The organism is Helicovermis profundi (genome assembly GCF_033097505.1).
Taxonomy (GTDB): domain Bacteria; phylum Bacillota; class Clostridia; order Peptostreptococcales; family Acidaminobacteraceae; genus Helicovermis; species Helicovermis profundi.
Map to the genome: position 1 here is coordinate 956,675 of NZ_AP028654.1, position 18,978 is coordinate 975,652.

Annotated in this window: 17 protein-coding genes; 15 read left to right on the plus strand and 2 right to left on the minus strand. The window is 28.7% G+C overall.

Features of this window, described 5'->3' with window-relative positions; genetic code table 11:
• Nucleotide 1 precedes the first annotated feature (1 nt).
• The 9 genes from panC to AACH12_RS04155 all read left to right on the plus strand — a co-directional run bounded on the left by panC (nucleotide 2) and on the right by AACH12_RS04155 (nucleotide 8,894).
• Nucleotides 2–853, plus strand: coding sequence for a pantoate--beta-alanine ligase (panC, locus tag AACH12_RS04115; protein ID WP_338536810.1), 852 nt, complete (start codon nucleotides 2–4; stop codon nucleotides 851–853).
• 56 nt (nucleotides 854–909) lie between these two features.
• On the plus strand, nucleotides 910–1,293 hold the full coding sequence (gene panD / locus AACH12_RS04120) for an aspartate 1-decarboxylase (RefSeq protein ID WP_338536811.1): 384 nt from the start codon (nucleotides 910–912) through the stop codon (nucleotides 1,291–1,293).
• A 248-nt stretch (nucleotides 1,294–1,541) separates the two neighbouring features.
• The gene (locus AACH12_RS04125) at nucleotides 1,542–2,543 is read left to right on the plus strand and encodes a LacI family DNA-binding transcriptional regulator (protein ID WP_338536812.1); all 1,002 of its coding nucleotides are present in this window, start codon (nucleotides 1,542–1,544) and stop codon (nucleotides 2,541–2,543) included.
• A gap of 182 nt (nucleotides 2,544–2,725) precedes the next feature.
• The gene (gene rbsK / locus AACH12_RS04130) at nucleotides 2,726–3,643 is read left to right on the plus strand and encodes a ribokinase (RefSeq protein WP_338536813.1); all 918 of its coding nucleotides are present in this window, start codon (nucleotides 2,726–2,728) and stop codon (nucleotides 3,641–3,643) included.
• The gene (gene rbsD, locus AACH12_RS04135) at nucleotides 3,640–4,047 is read left to right on the plus strand and encodes a D-ribose pyranase (protein WP_338536814.1); all 408 of its coding nucleotides are present in this window, start codon (nucleotides 3,640–3,642) and stop codon (nucleotides 4,045–4,047) included. The genes rbsK and rbsD overlap by 4 nt, the downstream gene beginning before the upstream one ends.
• 10 nt (nucleotides 4,048–4,057) lie before the next feature.
• Nucleotides 4,058–5,563: a sugar ABC transporter ATP-binding protein gene (locus tag AACH12_RS04140; protein WP_338536815.1), complete on the plus strand. Its 1,506-nt coding sequence runs from the start codon at nucleotides 4,058–4,060 to the stop codon at nucleotides 5,561–5,563.
• Nucleotides 5,553–6,494, plus strand: coding sequence for a ribose ABC transporter permease (gene rbsC / locus AACH12_RS04145; RefSeq protein WP_338536816.1), 942 nt, complete (start codon nucleotides 5,553–5,555; stop codon nucleotides 6,492–6,494). Before AACH12_RS04140 ends, rbsC begins: the two co-directional genes overlap by 11 nt.
• 13 nt (nucleotides 6,495–6,507) lie before the next feature.
• Nucleotides 6,508–8,247 (plus strand): ribose ABC transporter substrate-binding protein RbsB, encoded by a 1,740-nt coding sequence (gene rbsB / locus AACH12_RS04150; protein ID WP_338536817.1) that lies wholly within the window; start codon nucleotides 6,508–6,510, stop codon nucleotides 8,245–8,247.
• A gap of 146 nt (nucleotides 8,248–8,393) precedes the next feature.
• On the plus strand, nucleotides 8,394–8,894 hold the full coding sequence (locus AACH12_RS04155; protein ID WP_338536818.1) for a GNAT family N-acetyltransferase: 501 nt from the start codon (nucleotides 8,394–8,396) through the stop codon (nucleotides 8,892–8,894).
• A 60-nt stretch (nucleotides 8,895–8,954) separates the two neighbouring features.
• Here AACH12_RS04155 and mog read toward each other — a convergent pair whose 3' ends face one another.
• Complete coding sequence (gene mog / locus AACH12_RS04160) at nucleotides 8,955–9,455, minus strand: molybdopterin adenylyltransferase (RefSeq protein WP_338536819.1); 501 nt, start codon at nucleotides 9,453–9,455, stop codon at nucleotides 8,955–8,957.
• A gap of 166 nt (nucleotides 9,456–9,621) precedes the next feature.
• Here mog and AACH12_RS04165 point away from each other — a divergent pair, with 166 nt between their 5' ends.
• The 6 genes from AACH12_RS04165 (at nucleotide 9,622) to AACH12_RS04190 (ending at nucleotide 17,443) form a co-directional block, all read left to right on the plus strand.
• Nucleotides 9,622–10,014, plus strand: coding sequence for a hypothetical protein (locus AACH12_RS04165; RefSeq protein ID WP_338536820.1), 393 nt, complete (start codon nucleotides 9,622–9,624; stop codon nucleotides 10,012–10,014).
• Between the two features lie 384 nt (nucleotides 10,015–10,398).
• On the plus strand, nucleotides 10,399–12,348 hold the full coding sequence (locus tag AACH12_RS04170; RefSeq protein ID WP_463671000.1) for a 5'-nucleotidase C-terminal domain-containing protein: 1,950 nt from the start codon (nucleotides 10,399–10,401) through the stop codon (nucleotides 12,346–12,348).
• 110 nt (nucleotides 12,349–12,458) lie between these two features.
• Nucleotides 12,459–13,607, plus strand: a complete 1,149-nt coding sequence (locus AACH12_RS04175) for a YibE/F family protein (RefSeq protein WP_338536821.1) — start codon at nucleotides 12,459–12,461, stop codon at nucleotides 13,605–13,607.
• A 122-nt stretch (nucleotides 13,608–13,729) separates the two neighbouring features.
• Nucleotides 13,730–14,344 carry a hypothetical protein gene (locus tag AACH12_RS04180; protein ID WP_338536822.1) on the plus strand — a complete coding sequence of 205 codons (615 nt, stop codon included), beginning with the start codon at nucleotides 13,730–13,732 and terminating at the stop codon, nucleotides 14,342–14,344.
• A 152-nt stretch (nucleotides 14,345–14,496) separates the two neighbouring features.
• Nucleotides 14,497–15,867 (plus strand): 23S rRNA (uracil(1939)-C(5))-methyltransferase RlmD, encoded by a 1,371-nt coding sequence (rlmD, locus tag AACH12_RS04185; RefSeq protein WP_338536823.1) that lies wholly within the window; start codon nucleotides 14,497–14,499, stop codon nucleotides 15,865–15,867.
• A 142-nt stretch (nucleotides 15,868–16,009) separates the two neighbouring features.
• Nucleotides 16,010–17,443: a DEAD/DEAH box helicase gene (locus tag AACH12_RS04190; RefSeq protein ID WP_338536824.1), complete on the plus strand. Its 1,434-nt coding sequence runs from the start codon at nucleotides 16,010–16,012 to the stop codon at nucleotides 17,441–17,443.
• A gap of 272 nt (nucleotides 17,444–17,715) precedes the next feature.
• Here AACH12_RS04190 and AACH12_RS04195 read toward each other — a convergent pair whose 3' ends face one another.
• Nucleotides 17,716–18,948 (minus strand): FAD-dependent oxidoreductase, encoded by a 1,233-nt coding sequence (locus AACH12_RS04195; RefSeq protein WP_338536825.1) that lies wholly within the window; start codon nucleotides 18,946–18,948, stop codon nucleotides 17,716–17,718.
• Between the last annotated feature and the right edge of the window lie 30 nt (nucleotides 18,949–18,978).

Consider the following 18,978-nt stretch of genomic DNA (forward strand, 5'->3'; position numbering starts at 1 on the left):
AATGAAAACTATTTCGAAAATTGATGAATTAAAAGTAGTACTAAGAGAAAAAAAATATAATAAAGAACAAATCGGATTTGTTCCTACAATGGGATTTCTTCACGAAGGTCACGCGTCTTTAGTAAGAAGAGCTGTTAAGGAGAATGATATTACTGTTGTAAGTATATTTGTTAATCCAACTCAATTTGATAGTAAAGAAGATTTAGAAACTTATCCAAGCGATTTAAAAAAAGATATAGAATTGCTTAGAGCTTTAGGTGTTAATTATGTATTTACTCCAGATAAAAAAGAAATGTACTCTAAAATGTTTTCCACTTTTGTGGATATTGAAGGTGATATTACAAAAAAATTATGCGGAGCATCTAGAGAAGGTCATTTTAAAGGGGTAGCAACTGTTGTAACAAAATTATTTAATATTGTACTTCCTGATAAAGCGTATTTTGGGCAAAAGGATGCACAACAAGTTGCTGTTATAAGTAGAATGGTGAAAGATCTTAATATGGATGTAGAAATTATTCCATGCCCAATTGTAAGAGAAAAAGATGGGTTAGCTCTTAGTTCAAGAAATGTACTACTTAAGGAATCTGAAAGAATTGATGCACTAATACTTTCAAAGTCATTATTTGAAGCTAAAGAGTTAATTGAATCAGGAGAAAAAGATTCTAAAATTATAAAAAAATATATTGTTGACAAAATAAATACACTAGAGTATGCTAATATCGATTATGTTGATGTAGTTAATGCATCAACTCTTGAAGATATTTCACTTATAGAAGGTGAAGTGTTAATCGCACTTGCAGTTTATATAGGAAAACCAAGGCTTATAGATAATATTAGAATAAGTGTAATATAAAGAATTAAAATTATCATTATAAAAATAACTACTGAGTATCAATATGAGGTGAAATTATGTTAGTAAATATGTTTAAAGGTAAAATTCATAGAGCAACGATTACTGAAGCAAATCTTAATTATGTAGGAAGTATTACAATTGATAAAACCCTTATGGATGCATCAGGTATAATCGCTGGTGAGAGGGTACAAATCGTGGATAATAATAATGGTGCTAGGCTTGAAACCTATGTAATTGAAGGAGAAAAAAATAGTGGCGTTATATGTTTAAATGGAGCAGCAGCAAGATTAGTTCAGCCTGGTGACAGTTGTATAATTATTTCTTATGCATGGATGGACCAAATGGAAGCCAAAACATTTAAACCTAAAGTAGTATTTGTTGATAAAAACAATAAAATTACTGAAACGGATGATCATGAAAATCATGGAGATATTAAATAAAAAAATGTGATGAATAAATTAGAAGATTTGTAAATAAAGTAAAGAACTATTATAATAGTTCTTTATTTTATTTACAAAAAAAATGATTTAGATTGAAATATTAGTACATAAGTTTATTGAATTAAAAGATTTAGAATTGCTACAAAACTAAGAATAATAAAAAAAACTATAAAATAAAATTTATATATTGAAAAAATAAATAACTAATGTTATGATTAGTTAAACGTTTACCTTATAAGGATGATAATATGAAAATAACAATTAAAGATATAGCAAAATTAGCAGATGTTTCTACTGCAACAGTTTCTAAAATTGTGAATAATAAAGATCAAAGTATTTCTTCTGCAACAAGAGAAAAAGTTAAAAGCATTATTGAAGAATACAATTATGTGCCAAATAGAATTGCATCTTCAATGATAACTAAAAAAACTAATTCAATAGGCTTAATTATACCTGATATAGCCAATCCATTTTTTCCTGAACTTGCAAGAGGAGCAGAAGATATGGCCAATAAAAATGGTTATAATATTATATTATGTAATTCAGATAACGATTTAAGCAAAGAAGATTCATATATAGAAATGCTTCAAGAAAAAATGGTTGACGGAATTATTTTTACTTCATCTAGTAGACGTAGTAGTGTTTCAAATACACTTAAGAAACTACATATTCCAATAATTACAGTTGATAGAGAGATAGAAGATTTAAAAAGTAATTGCAGGATCAAAGTTAAAAATAGAGAAGGTGCTTTTGAAGCTGTAAGTTATATGATTAGTAGAGGCTATAAAAAAATAGTAAACTTAGCTGGACCAATGACTTCAAAGCCATCAAAAGATAGACTTGAAGGTTATATCGAAGCCTTGGTAAAAAATAATTTAGTAGTAGATGAAAAATATATAATTGAAGGTAGTTTTACATCTGAATGGGGTTATAAAGGAATACTAGATATAATTAGAAAAAAATTAGAATTCGATAGTGTATTTTGTGGAAATGATTTAATTGCACTTGGAGTTTTAAAGGGATTAAGAGAAAATGGATTAAATGTACCAAAGGATATTGGAGTAGTGGGCTTTGATGATATTTATATGGCTACTATGATTGATACTGAGTTAACAACTGTAAGACAACCCAATTATCAAATGGGATATAAAGCAGCTCAGCTTCTTATAAATATGCTTGAAAACAAACACTATATAGATAAAGAATATATTCTAGATACAAAATTAATAATTAGAAAAACTACTAGATAAATGAATTTCTTGGATTCAGAGGGAGTATTAGAACTCTAAGGCATCGGATAAATTTTTTCTTCGCTGGGAGTTTATTTATAATGTGCTTAATAAATATTAAGTTATTAAATTTAAAGGAATGGGCGTAGATTTGTCTAGGTAAACGTTTAACTAATAGACTTATTTTAGATTTGGAGGTTAAATTGAAAAATATTTTGGTATTGGGCAGTCTAAATATGGATTTGGTTACTAGTGTTCAACATACACCTAAAATTGGAGAAACCATTTTTGGTGATAAATTAGCATTTATTCCAGGTGGAAAAGGAGCAAATCAAGCAGTTGCACTTGGAAAACTTGGTGCAAATGTTGAAATTATAGGAATGATTGGTGGAGATGAGTATGGAGAAATTTTAAGAAAAAATCTGAATAAATTTAATGTCTTAAATAATAATATTTTATATTCTAAAAATAATACTACAGGAATAGCTTTTATTATGGTCAACAATTCTGGTGATAACTCTATTGTAGTTATTTCAGGAGCAAATGAAGATTTTAAAAGTGATAGGATTAAAAATGAGTGGTTTATAAATAAAGATATAGTTGTATCGCAGTTAGAAATACCCATTGAAACTGTTAACGAAGCTTTTAGTTTAGCTAAACAAAATGGGTGCTATACAGTTTTAAATCCAGCACCTGCATTAAATCTTCCAGATTCACTTCTTAGAAATACAGATATTATAATTCCAAATGAAACTGAATTTGAGATTTTAACTGGAATTAGATATACAGATAATGATGATATTATAGAAGGCTCAAAAATTTTATTTGATAAAGGTGTTAAAGAAATTCTTGTAACACTTGGTGAAAAAGGAGCAATTTATTTAAGTAAAGAAAGGGTAATTCAAGTAAATAGTTATATGGTAGATGCGGTTGATACAACTGCAGCAGGAGATAGTTTTATTGCGGGAGTCGTATTTTATATTTCTATAGGTAAAAATATTGAAGAAGCATTAGAATTTGCGAGTAAAGTTGCTGCAATAACAGTATCAAGAAAGGGTGCTCAAACTTCTCTTGCATCTTTTAAAGAAGTTGAAAAATATAAAGGAGTGAAAAGGGCGTGAAAAAAGGAATACTATTAAATTCAGAAATCTCATATGTAATTTCTAAACTTGGTCACACAGATTTTATTACAATTTCAGATGCTGGGCTCCCAATTGATGAAAAAGTAAAAAGAATTGACCTTGCTTTGAAAAAAGGTATACCTTCATTTATAGAAGTTTTAGATACTTTGTTAAATGAAATAGTTATAGAAAAAATTGTTCTAGCTAAAGAAATAAAAACTCAGAATATAGAAGTCTATAATAAGATTATTGAACGTATTAATTTTGAAAATAAAGATATTAAAATTGAATTTGTAAGTCATGAAAAATTTAAAGAAATAAATAAAGAATCTAAAGCAGTTATAAGAACAGGAGAATTTTCGCCATATGCAAATATTATTATTAAATCAGGAGTAAGTTTTTAGTGAGGTTACTATGAATGATAAAATTTTAGAAATGAGGTCAGTAATAAAAACTTTTCCCGGAGTTATTGCACTCGATAATGTTCATCTCAATGTATATAAAGGTAAAGTAATGGCACTTTTAGGGGAAAATGGAGCCGGAAAATCAACCTTAATGAAAATTCTCTCTGGCGTTTATAAAAAGACTAGTGGTGATATTTATTTTAAAGGAAAAAAAATTGAGGTTAATTCTCCAAAAGATGCTCAAAGTATTGGAATTGCAATAATTCATCAAGAATTAAATTTAATTGAAGAACTTTCAATAGGAGAAAATATATTTCTAGGTAGAGAGCCTAGAAAATACTTGAACCTTGTAGATTTTCCAAAACTTTTTAATGAATCTAAAATTCTTTTAGAGAGCCTGGGAATTAATGAAAATCCGAAATCGAAATTATCAGAATTAAGTATAGGTAAGAAGCAAATGATCGAAATTGCAAAAGCTTTATCAGTTGAAGCTGAACTTATTATTATGGATGAACCAACTGACGCATTAACTGATAAAGAAACTGAAAGTTTATTTAAAGTAATTAATAAATTAATTGAAAAGGGAAAATCAATAGTGTATATTTCTCATAGATTAAAAGAAATATTTGAAATGTGTGATGATGTAACTGTTATTAGAGATGGTAAATTTATTGCAGAAAGTAAAGTTTCTGATATTGATGAAGAAAAATTGATTGAAATGATGGTGGGAAGAAAACTTTCAGAGCAGTATCCATATTTAAAACAAGAACTTGGTAAAGTTATATTTGAAGTTAAAAATTTAAACAATAAGTTTATACATGAAATAAATTTTAATTTGAAAAAGGGAGAAATTCTTGGAGTATCAGGTCTTATGGGCTCTGGAAGAACAGAGCTTGCTAAAACAATTTATGGTGCTATTGATAAAAAAAAAGGTAGTATATTAGTTGATGGAAAAGAAATATTAATTAATTCAGAAAAGGATGCTATTTTGTCTGGTATAACATATGTATCTGAAGACAGAAAGAAAGATGGTTTAGTTCTTGGAATGAATGTAAAGGAAAATATATCATTATCATCACTAAAAAATATTTCTAAATTTAATATAATTGATAAAAAAAGAGAAATTGAAGAATCAAATAATTACGTAGAAAAAATATCAATTAAAACTCCATCAATAAATCAAAAATTAAAAAATTTAAGTGGAGGAAATCAACAGAAGGTTAGTATTGCAAAAAGTTTATTAACTAACCCTAAAATATTAATTTTAGATGAACCAACAAGAGGTGTTGATGTTGGAGCAAAAAAAGAAATATATGATTTGATCAATGTGTTTAAAAAAGAAGGAATGAGCATTATTATGATTTCATCTGAAATTCCAGAAATACTTGGCATGTGTGATAGGGTAATGGTCATGTCGGAAGGTAAAATTGCAGGTTTTATAAATAGAAAAAATGCTAATTCAGAAAATATTATTAAATTAGCAATTGGATATAAGGAGGAAAATAATGAAGCTTAAATTTAAAGAAAATATATCAAAATATCAATCTATAATTGGTTTGCTTATATTTTCAATTATTATTTCTTTCCTAAATGATAGGTTTTTAACTGTTTCAAATATTTTTAATATATTAAGGCAAACTTCAATAAATTCCGTGATTGCAGCTGGAATGACATTCGTTATTTTAACGGGTGGAATTGATTTATCAGTAGGATCTACACTTGCTTTTAGTGGAGCAATAGCAGCGTTTTTAGTAGGAAGTGGAATGAATCCTTTTATAGCCGTTATAGCGGCACTATTTTTAGGTATGGTTATAGGAGCATTTAATGGTGTTGTTATAGCAAAAGGGAAACTTCAGCCTTTTATTGTTACTCTAGCTACTATGACAATCATAAGAGGAGCTGTTCTTGTATTTACAAAAGGTAGACCAATTAGTACAGGATATGAAAAAAATGCGGATTTTTATTCTAAAATTGGAAGTGGTTATTTTCTTGGTATTCCAAATCCAATAATAATAATGATAATTGTGTTCATAGTTGGATATTTTATTCTTAAAAATACAACAATAGGCAGATATGTATATGCCCTAGGAGGCAATGAAGAAGCTACAAAACTCTCAGGAGTAAATACAGATAGGGTTAAAATATTTGTATATGCAATGAGTGGATTTTTTGCAGCTCTTGGAGGAATTATTATAACCGCTAGACTTTCAAGTGCACAGCCTACGGCAGGTACAGGGTATGAACTTGACGCTATAGCTGCCGTAGTTTTAGGTGGAACTTCACTTTCGGGAGGATTTGGTTCAATACTTGGGACAATAATAGGTGCGCTAATTATTGGAATTCTTAATAATTCTCTTAACTTAATGAACGTAAGTTCATATTATCAGCTTCTAGTTAAAGGACTGGTAATATTAATTGCAGTAATGATAGATAGAAAACAAAAATAAGGAGGAATAGAAAATGAAAAAAATTTTTAGTATTATTCTTGTATTAATTTTAATGATTTCAACTTTAGCGGGGTGTAGTGCTAAAACTGAAGAAAAAGCTGTTGTAGGTGATTCTACTACTAAAGTTGGGCTAATTGTATCTACATTAAATAATCCTTTCTTTGTATCACTTAAAGACGGAGCCCAGGTAAAAGCTAAAGAATTAGGATATGATTTGATTGTTTTAGATTCACAAAATGATCCAGCAAAAGAACTTTCTAATATGGAAGATTTACTTACTAAAGGCGTAGATATTATACTTATAAATCCAACTGATTCAGATGCAGTTGGTAATGCAATTAAACTTGCAAACGACAAAAAAACACCAGTTATCACATTAGATAGAGGAGCAAATGCTGGTGAAGTAGTAACTCATATTGCATCAGATAATGTTAGTGGTGGCAAAATGGCAGGAGATTATATTATTAAACTTGTTGGTGAAAATGCAAAAGTTGTAGAACTTGAAGGAATAGCTGGAACGTCAGCTGCAAGAGACAGAGGACAAGGTTTTAATGATGCAATTAAGGGAACTAATATAAAAGTAGTTGCAAGACAAGTTGCAGATTTTGATAGAACAAAAGGATTATCAGTTATGGAGAATATATTAGAGGCTCAGCCTAAAATTGATGCAGTATTTGCTCATAATGATGAAATGGCACTGGGAGCTCTTAAAGCAATAGAAGCATCAGGAAGAGATATAAAAGTAGTAGGATTTGATGCAACTGAAGATGCTGTAAAATCAGTTAATGATGGTAAAATGTCGGCAACAGTAGCGCAACAGCCAGATGAAATTGGTTCACTAGGAGTTGAAGCTGCTAGTAAAGTAATTAATGGTGAGAAAGTTGATAAATTTATTCCTGTAGCACTAAAATTAATAAGTTCATCAGAATCAGCTAAAATCGAGAAATCATATACAATGGGATTAGTACTTTCAACATTAAATAATCCATTTTTCGTATCATTAAAAGATGGAGCTCTTGAAAAAGCAAATGAATCTAATGTTAAATTAATTATTTTGGATTCGCAAAATGATCCGGCAAAAGAACTTGCAAATATTGAAGATTTATTAACTCAAAATGTAGACTTAATTTTAATAAATCCAACTGATTCAGATGCAGTTGTAAATTCAATAAAAAATGCTAATAATAAAAATGTTCCAGTTATTACACTAGATAGAGGAGCAAATGCTGGTGAAATAGTAACTCATATTGCATCAGATAATGTTGCAGGTGGAATGATGGCGGGTAATTTTATTAAAGATCTTTTAGGTTCAAAAGGAAATGTTGTAGAACTTGAAGGGATAGCAGGAACATCAGCTGCAAGAGATAGAGGAAAAGGATTTAATGATGCAATTAAGGAAACTGATATAAAAGTAGTTGCAAGACAAGTGGCTGATTTTGATAGAACAAAAGGATTATCAGTTATGGAAAATATATTAGAGGCTCAGCCTAAAATTGACGCAGTATTTGCTCATAATGATGAAATGGCACTTGGAGCTCTTAAAGCAATAGAAGCATCAGGAAGAGATATAAAAGTAGTAGGATTTGATGCAAGTGAAGATGCTGTAAAATCAGTACATGACGGTAAAATGTCTGCTACAGTAGCTCAGCAGCCTGGGAAAATTGGTTCACTCGGAATTGAATCTGCCATTAAATTTTTAAATGGTGAATCTTTAGAAAAATATATTCCAGTTGATTTGAAGATAATTAAATAATATTTAATAATATTGTTTATAATTGATACACAATAAATAATATTCCCCCAAATGTAAAAAGATAAGTGCTTTTAAGCGCTTATTTTTTTTTGAAAAACTAAGTAAAAATGTTAGACTTGTTATATAAATTGATATGGGGAGTTAATATGATAGTAAAAACAGAAAGATTAAAATTAATTGCATGTAATTATGATATGATTCTTGAAATAATAAATTCTGATATTGGAAGTGACAAACTTTTTAATTATAATATTAGTCAATTAGAATTAAAAAAAATAAAAAAAATTGCTCCAGTTTTTAAAGGTTTATTAAAAGAAAAAAAAGATAAATATTATTGGTATATGTGGATTATAGTTAATATTGAACTTAACACAATTATTGGAGATGCGGGATTTAAAGGTAAACCCAATAATGAAGGTTTAATTGATATAGGATATAGTATAGATGAAAAATATAGAAAAAATGGATTTGCAACAGAGTGTGCAAATGGATTAGTTAAATGGGCATTTACAAAAAAAAAAGTAAAAGGAATTACAGCTGCTTGTAAAGAAAATAATACTAATTCTATAAATGTATTATTAAAATTAAATATGAAAAAAATATTACATGAGAATGGATTTATGTATTGGAAATTGAAAAACAGCTAAAAGATTAAGTGCCAGTTCAAAGTTATTTCTATACTTAAGTTTATAGCTGTTTTTTTATATCTATTTTTTAATTGGAAGAGCACATTCGCTATCAAGTCCAAGTAGAATTTCTAGGCCATGTTTAAGAGCAGGAAGAATAAATTCTAAATTTTCTTTTACAGCTTTAGGGCTGCCTGGTAAATTTATTATTAAAGATTGCTTTCTAATTCCAGCTACAGAGCGAGAAAGCATTGCTTTCGGAGTTATTTTCATACTATAAGCTCTCATAGCTTCTGGTATTCCAGGAACTTCTCTATCTATTACATCTTTTGTCGCTTCAGGTGTAATATCTCTCATTGAAAAGCCTGTACCACCGGTTGTTAAAATAAGATTAATATTTTCACTATCTACCATATTTATAAGCTCTTTAGAAATAAGTTCTCTCTCATCAGGTAGAATTATTTTTTTTACAACCTTATATTTATTTTTAACCATAATATCTTTTATTAGTTCGCCACTTTTATCAATTCTTTTACCAGCGTATCCCTTGTCACTTGCCGTTATAATACCAACTGTAATCATAATGTTTTATACTAATAATGTTAATTTTAGTATATCCTCCCTTCAATTTTAAAATATTATTTATATAAATTATTATAGCAAAAAAATATACAAAATATTGTTTAGAAATAAAAACATAGGGTAAAATCTTTACGAGGCGATAATATTATGGGAAGAGGAGGAATATATGTATCAAATAAAAAAAGAAAACTATGGATTTAAACTTGTATTCGAAGGGATGATTCATAAAGAAGAGATGGAGAAATGGAGAGATGAATCAAAAAAAATTCTTTCAAGCGCGAGTAAAGACTTTGGAAATGTTATTGATTTAAGAAAAATGAGCGCAATAAAAGCTGATACACAAAGCGTTATGGAAGAAGGACAAAAACTCTACAAAGAAAGTGGAATGAAGCGTTCTGCAGTTGTCCTCGATAGTGCAATAACTACAATGCAATTTAAAAGAATAGCTAAAACTACTGGAATAGACAAATTTGAAAGATATATAGATGCATCTACTCATTCTAATTGGGAAGAACTTGCTGTTAAGTGGGTTAAAGAGGGAATTGATACAGATATTTAGTAAGTTTAAAAATATTCTTATAAAATAAGCCTTATTTTAAGGGATAACATAAAAAAACAAGGCTTATTTTTTTATGTTACAAAAAGTTAATTTTTAAATATGACATATGTCTAGAATATTCTGAATTTATAAATAAATGTATATAATTTGTTTTTGATTATTTATTTTTTATAATAAAGGCTTTGATAGCAAAGATTTACAATGCATAGCTAAGTATTTTTATACGTATAAATTTTTATTTAAAAATTAATAAGAAAATTTGAAAAACTTTGTAATAAGTAGTGATTTCAGCAGTTATAAAATAATTAAATTGATTTATTAGATAGATTAGAATATAATTATATTGCATGATGATGCATAAAATACATAAATGGGGAGGATTTTATGAGAAACAATGTTAAAAGAAGTTTAGTATTAGTACTAATGCTTGTACTAGTTATGGGGTTATCATTTAGTGTTTCATTTGCGGACACTAGCAATGATATTTCACTTACTATTTTACAAACGTCAGATATGCACGGTCGTATTTATCCACACGATTATGCTACTGATAGTGCAGATTCTGATGCAGGGTATGCAAAAATATTTACACTTATTAAAGAGCAAAGAGCACTTGATCCAGATTCGTTATTAATTGATAATGGTGATACAGTTCAGGACAATAGTGCAGAACTTTTTAATGATTTACCAGTTCATCCTATGGTACAAGCAATGAATACTATGGGTTATGATATTTGGGTTCCAGGAAATCATGAATTTAACTTTGATATGGATTTTCTTAATAGAAACTTAGCAGCTTTTAAAGGTGATGTTGTAGTTTCTAACGTATATAAAAAAGGAACTACTGAAAGATGGCAAATGCCTTATAAAATTGTTGATATGAAAGGCGTAAGAGTCGCTGTTGTTGGAATGCTTCCTCCAAATATTCCACTTTGGGAAGCTAGTTCACCAAGTCACTTTGCAGGTCTTGAGTTTACTGATACTTTAGCTGAAACTGGTAAAGTATTAAAAGAATTAGAAGGAAAATATGACGTATTAATTGGCGCATATCACGTTGGACCTACTGGAGAACATGGATATGAAGGAACTGAAGAAATAGCAAATGCTTATCCACAGTTTGATGTTATTTTCTCTGGCCATGCTCATTCAAAATACAATAAAGTTATAAATGGTGTTCATATTATTGAGCCAGGAAAATACGGTTGGGCTTTAGCAAAAGCTGAAATTAAAGTGAATAAAGATACAAAAAAAGTTGATGTAGTTGAAACAACAAATATTGAAACAAAAAAAATGGATGCAGATAAAACAATTTTAGATGAATTTAAATTTGTTGATGATAAGTCTTTAGCTGATGCTAATACAGTTGTAGGTACAATTGGTTCTGATTTTATTGCAAAACCTGATTATATTACAGGTTCAAGTGATATTACTACAATGCCTACAGCACAAGTTGAGGACACTTCTATAATTGATTTAATTAACAACGTACAAATGTTCTATGCAAAATCAGATATTTCTTCTGCTGCATTATTTAATTTTGGATCTAATTTAAAGAAAGGTCCATTCCTTAAGAAAGATGTTGCCTATATTTATAAATATCCTAATACATTAGTAGGTGTAAATATTAGCGGTGAAAACTTATTAAAATACATGGAGTGGTCAGCAAATTATTATAACACTTATAAAAAAGGTGATATTGAGCCAAGCTTTAATCCTAAAGTTCGTGGTTATAATTATGATATGTTTTCTGGAGTAACTTATGATATAGATTTATCTAAAGAAGCAGGACATAGAATTGAAAATGTAATGTATAAAGGAAAAGCATTGGATCCTAAAGCAACTTATAAGCTTTCAATTAATAACTATAGATTTGGTACTTTAATTGGACTTGGTCTTGTTACAATGGATGATAAATATTATGATTCTTATTCTCAAATGCAAGATAAAGGTAGAATTAGAGATTTAATTATTAAGTATACTTTAGAAGAAAAAGGTGGAAAAATTGATCCTACTGTAGATAATAACTGGAAAATTACTGGTGTTGATTATAATATGCCAATGAAAGATACAGTGCTTAATCTTGTAAAAGAAGGAAAAGTGAAAATTCCAACTTCAGAAGATGGAAGAACAAAAAATATTAAATCTTTAAATGTTTATGATTTATTAAAAGAAAATATGTTACCTGTAAAATCTTACACAATTAAATCTGGTGATATGCTTTGGAAAATATCAAAAGCAAATGGTTATGATTGGAAAGATGCTTCTGTGCTAAATAACTTAGCTAACCCAAATATGATTTATCCTGGTGAAGTACTTTACTTCCCGGCAAAATAATAAATACAGGTTAATTAATTAAAAAATAAAAGGGTTTCGGAGTAATCCGAGCCCTTTTTAATTATTATATATTTGATTTGGAATAAAAATACATATAAAAAGGTGATCACATGAAATACATTTGGAACAAAAAAACATTGATTTTTACAATTTTAGTTATACTTGCTATGCCGTTAATAATTTTATCATCTCCTTTAATGAATAAAAATATAGTTAAGCAACATTACTATAATCAAAAATTTGAAAAAGCACTTGTTACAAAGATTATAGAAAGTAATTTGCAAAAGGACCATGTTATTCCTAATCTTGAGATAGGTACTCAAAAATTAAAAGTTAAGATTTTAACTGGAAAATATAAGGGCGGAATTTATGAAACAACTAACCTTTTAAGTAGAGCTCATAATGTTTTGGCTAAAGAAAATTTAAAAATAGTTGTAGGAATTAGAGAAACAGATGATGGTCCAAATGTATGGGTTTATAATCATGTAAGGTCAAATGTTATTTATTTTTTAATTGGATTATTTTTTATTTTAATGCTAATATTTGGCGGAATTAATGGGTTTAAAGCAGTATTATCATTGATATTTACAGGAATTATGCTTATTTTTGTACTTGTCCCTATGATATTTATGGGTAAAAATCCAATGCTTTCGTCAATTCTTATAGTATCAATTATATGTGTAATATCATTTTTATTAATAGGTGGTTTTGATAAGAAGACACTTGCAGCTATAATAGGAACCATTGCAGGTGTAGTTGTAGCGGGAATTATATCATATATTAGTGGAAATCTAGCATATGTAACTGGTCTAAATGTTGAAAAGGGAGTGCAATTAGTATATATCGCGCAGGACTATAATATTCAAGTAAAAGGTCTACTTTTTTCGGCTATATTAATTGCGTCACTTGGAGCAGTAATGGACGTTGCAATGTCCATAGCTTCTTCTATATTTGAGCTTCATAGAGTGAATGAAAATCTAAGTGCCTATGAGCTATTAAAATCAGGTTTAAATATTGGAAAAGATATAATGGGTACAATGTCAAATACATTAATACTTGCATTTGCAGGATCATCACTTGCTTTAATACTTCTTATTTGGGGTTATCAGATGGAGTTTACGCAAATGATAAATATGCCATTTATTGCTGTTCAAATAATTCAATCTATTAGTGGTAGTATTGGAATAATTTTAACTGTGCCGTTTACTGCAGCCTTTTCTGTATTTTTAATAAAAAATGAAGTCGTAGTTAAGAAATAAAAAAAGTAAAAAACTATTTGTTTTCAGAAAATAAGAAAAATATTTTACATTTTTCTTATTTTTTTTTATTACTTGCCGATAACGCTTCTATATAGCTAAAGCAAAATATGGAGGTGAAAGAAGTGGATTTAAAAATTAACCCTATTAATAAAGATGCTTTAAAGGTTTATAGTAATAAAGACGTTAAAATTAAAGAAAATAAAGCAAAAGATATACTAACAAATGAAGTAGTATATGATAAAACGGATAATGTAAAAAATGAGTCTACTTATGCAAAGATTGGTAAGAACAATTACAAAATTGATGTTAATGAAATTAAAAGAATGCAGGTGGAACTTGATTCACATATTATTAAATCTTTTAAACTTTTTACAGAAGACATAATGACTTCTCAGGGAATGGGATTAAAAGATGCTCTTGAATATATAATGAAAAATCATTCTGATAAAATTTCAAATGAGCAAATTGAGCAGGCTAAAGAAGATGTTTCAGAAGACGGATATTTTGGCGTAGAACAAACATCGGAAAGAATTTTGAAATTTGCAAAAGCAGTTTCTGGTGGCGACCCTTCTAAAATAGAAATATTAAAACAAGGTTTTAAAGATGGGTTTGAGGCGGCTAAAAAAGCATGGGGGGATGAACTTCCTGACATAAGCAAAAAAACATATGATGCTGTGATGGAAAAATTTGATGATTGGGAAAATGAAGCAAATTCTTCTGATGAATCTACTAATTAAATAAAATACTTTAAGCAATATATTAAAGATCTCTTAATGAATTTTTATTAATAAGAGATTTTTTTTTGTTTATATGATATGATGTTATAATGGAAAAAAACAGATAAAAGTAGTATAGTGAAGATATAATAATATCTCAAAACGGAGGAAACATGAATAAGAATTTAGAAGTAGGCCATGAAATTGAAATAACGATTAATGATTTAATTGATTCAGGAGAAGGTATTGGAAAATTAAATGAATTTGCTGTGTTTGTAGAAGGTGCTGTTCCTGGTGATACAATAAAATGCAAAATTACAAGTGTAAAAAAAACATATGCGTATGGTGAATTAATTGAAATTATAAATTCGTCTGAAATAAGAGATACACCAAAATGTCAGTATTTTAATGAATGTGGTGGATGTCAAATGCAAAATGTTAAATACCAAGAACAATTAAAATTAAAAGAAAAATCTGTTAAAGATGCTCTTAAAAGAATAGGTGAATTTAAAGATATTAAAATTAAGGCAATTGTTGGTATGAAGGAGAACTTTAGATATAGAAATAAAGCTTCATATGCAATTAGCGAGGTTAATGGAGAGGTTAGAATAGGATTTAAGAAAAGAAATTCACATGATGTAATTGATATTGAAGATTGTCTACTTCAAGATAAGGAATATGTAAATATTTTCAAAGCAATAAAGAAATACATTGCAGATTTTAAAGTGACAATTTATAACGTCGAAACACATAAAGGTTTACTTAGACATGTGGTTATAAAAAAATCATTTTCTGAAAATACGTTAATGGTAATTTTAGTTACAAATAGAAGTAAGCTTGTTATGACAAAAGCTTTAGCTAAAGGCATTGTAGAATCTGATAATAGAGTTGTTTCAGTTATTCAAAATATAAATAAAGTTGTTGGAAGTAAAATACTTGGAAATGATAATAAAATATTGTTTGGTGATGATCATATTGTAGACAAAATTAGTGGAATGAAGTTTAAAATATCTCCATTATCATTCTTCCAAGTGAATTCATCTCAAGCAGAAGTTTTGTACGAGAAAGCTATAGAATACGCTGATTTAAAAGGTGAAGAAACTGTATTTGACCTATATTCGGGCATTGGTTCAATAGGTATGCTTATGGCAAAAAAAGCTAAAAAAGTATATGGAGTTGAATCGGTTAAAAGTGCAGTAATTGATGCTTGGGGAAATGCAAAATTAAATGATATAGCAAATATTGAATTTATTACAGGAAGAGCAGAAAAAGTAATACCTAAACTTTTTAATAAAGGTGAAGGTGTAAAAGCGGATGTTGTTGTAGTAGATCCACCGAGAAAAGGGTGCGATAAAGAACTTCTTGATACAATGATAATGATGGAGCCAGAAAGGATAGTATACGTTTCTTGTAAAGCATCAACACTTGCTAGAGATTTAAGAATACTTTGTGATAATGGATATAAATTAGTTGATGTTACTCCAGTTGATATGTTTCCTCATACCATGAACGTGGAGAGTGTTTCAAAACTTGTTAGGAAATAGAATTTTTCCAAGAGTTATATTACTATAAAACATAGTTTGCCGACAATTTACCAAAATTTGGTTAGTTTGTCGGCAATTTTTAGTTTTTATAATAATGGAATGCAATAGAATGAATAAAAAAATTTAGAAAGAGGTTAAAATAATGAACAAATTTGAAAAATATAATTTAGATAAGTCATTAACAAAAGCACTTCTGCTTATGGATTATATAGAACCAACTGAAGTGCAAGCACAATCAATTCCAGTGATCAAAGACCATAAAGATTTACTTATAAAATCAGAAACTGGTAGTGGTAAAACAGCTGCTTTTGCAATTCCTATTATTGATGAAGTTATGTGGGAAGAGAATGCACCACAGGTATTAGTATTAACGCCTACAAGAGAATTAGCCCAGCAGGTTTCAGAGGAAATGTTTAATATTGGTAGGTTCAAGAGAATGAAAGTAGTATCTGTCTTTGGTAAGTCACCAATTAAATCACAGATCAAAGATCTTAAGCAAAAAACTCATATTGTAGTAGGCACTCCAGGGAGAATATTTGATCATATAAAACGTGGAACGTTAGATTTATCTAAAATTAAATATTTAGTATTAGATGAAGCAGATGAAATGCTAAATATGGGTTTTGTTGATCAGATAGAAGAAATATTAAGTAAAATACCTAAAGGTTTTATAATGACTCTACTATCAGCAACTTTGCCAGATGACCTTTCTAAGATATGTAATCGTTATATGAATAGTCCTGTGATTGTTGAAATTGAAAAAACAACAACTCAAAAGCGTATAGAGCAAATTAGGTATGATGTTCCTAAAAAAACTAAGATGGATGTATTATTAGATATTACTGTTATTGAAAATCCAGATACTTGTATTATTTTTTGCAATACTAGGCTTCAAGTAGATGAAATTTTTACTAGCATGAAAAAAGCAGGTTATCCTTGCGAAAAATTACACGGTGGTATGGAACAGGATATTCGTACAAAAGTAATGCAAAATTTTAGAAAAAGATACTTTAGATATCTTATTGCTACGGATGTAGCGGCACGTGGAATTGATATTGATGATATTTCATTAATAATAAATTACGATTTACCTGAAGAACCACAAGTATATGTACATCGAATTGGAAGAACTGGAAGAAAAGAAAAACAAGGAAAAGCAATATCATTAGTGGCAGGCGATTCATATTTATTAAAAGGAATTACTGAGTTAACTAACAATGAATTAACTAAGCGATTTGTTCCTGATAAAAATTTAGTTGAATCTATGCGAGAGTCTTTTATTGAGAAAATTAACAAAAAACAAGAAATTAGACATGAAAAACATAAAGAATTACATCAAGAAATAATGAAAATTCATATTAATGTAGGTAAAAAAACAAAAATGAGAGCAGGGGATATTGTTGGTGCTCTTTGTAATATTGAAGGCATGACAAAAGATGACATTGGAAATATTAGTATAATTGATGTTTCTACTTTTGTAGAAATATTAAATAATAAAGGTGAAATGGTTTTAAGAAAACTTCAAGATACACCAATAAAAGGGCGATTAAGAAAAGTAAATAGGGCAAATGAATAAAGACTAAATATTATATTATTAGTAAATTAAGCGTACAAGAGTGGGCAATAATATTATGGTTTAAGTTAAAATATTTATTTAACCCACAGAACAATTTCGTCAATAAAAAAACTATAAACGAATACGTTTATAGTTTTTTTAAAGGGGTATATATAATATCTTATCAAATATTTTCGAATTTTAGCACCTTAACTTCCTTAATATAGGTATTAGAACACCGAAAAGATTCTAGATTATGTTTTCTAAACGCCAGTTGAAGTGAAGAAACTAATTTATAACTTGAGTTCTTTAACTATTACTTCTTCAGTTAAAGCTGAAGTTATTTTCCTAGCAATCTTTCCGTTCATCGTAGTTACAACACTTGGGAAAGTATCAATTCCAAGTTTTTTTGCAATGCCTTTAGATTTATATACATCTACTCTTGAAACAGCAACTTTATTAGCATTATCATCTTCAATTTTTTGAATTGTCGATAAAAATTCTCTTGATGGAGCGTCAATTGCATTGTAAAGATAGATTAAACCTGGAAGTTCTTTTTGCATAATATTTTCATTGAAAGCTTCTTCTTCAGCAATAAATTTTTCAGCTGCACATGCAGCAATAGCACCGTCACCAACTGATGTAGCAACTTGTCTTAGCCATTTTTCTCTTACATCACCACATGCATAAACACCTTCAACATTTGTTTCCATCATATCGTTTGTAAGAACATATCCTCTATTAGTTAAGTTAATTTGACCTTCAAATATATCAGTATTTGGAATATATCCAATAAACTCAAAACAGTTATCACATTCAATTGGAATTAACTCATCAGTTTTAACATTTTTAAGAACAACTTTTTGAAGGTGATCTTCACCTTCAAAAGAATCTACAACAGTATTCCAAACGAATTCCATTTTAGGATTTTTAAGAGCAGCAGCTTTTGCTATTTCATTACAGTCCATTTTACCAGTATCGTGAAGTACAGAAACAGTAACTTTAGAAGCAAATTTTGTTAAAAACATTCCTTCTTCAATTGCTGCATCACCACTACCGATTACTACAACGTGTTTGTCTGTGTTTGCAGCAGCATCACAAGTAGCACAGAAAGAAATACCTTTATCAAATAAGAAGTTTTCTTCGTTTTTTCCACCAGTGATTCTTGGTTTTCCACCAGTTGAAATAATAACAGTTTTAGCGATATATTTATTTCTAAAAGTTTCTACAATTTTTTCTTCTCCAGCTAAATCTACAGACTTAACTGCAGTTAATTTGAATTTTACACCTAAGTTTTCAGCTTGTTTTTTCATAAGGTTGGTAATAGCTTCACCTTTTGGACTATCAGGGAAACCAGGATAGTTTTGAATTTCATTAGTATAAGTTGCAAGTCCACCAATTAATGCTTTTTCGATTAAAAGAGTGTTTAATTTAGCTCTACTTGCGTATATAGCTGCAGTAAGTCCAGCAGGTCCTCCACCTATAATAACTACATCATAATTTTCAATTTTCTTTTCTCTTGCCATTATTATCACCTCATATTTTTATTTAGTTCT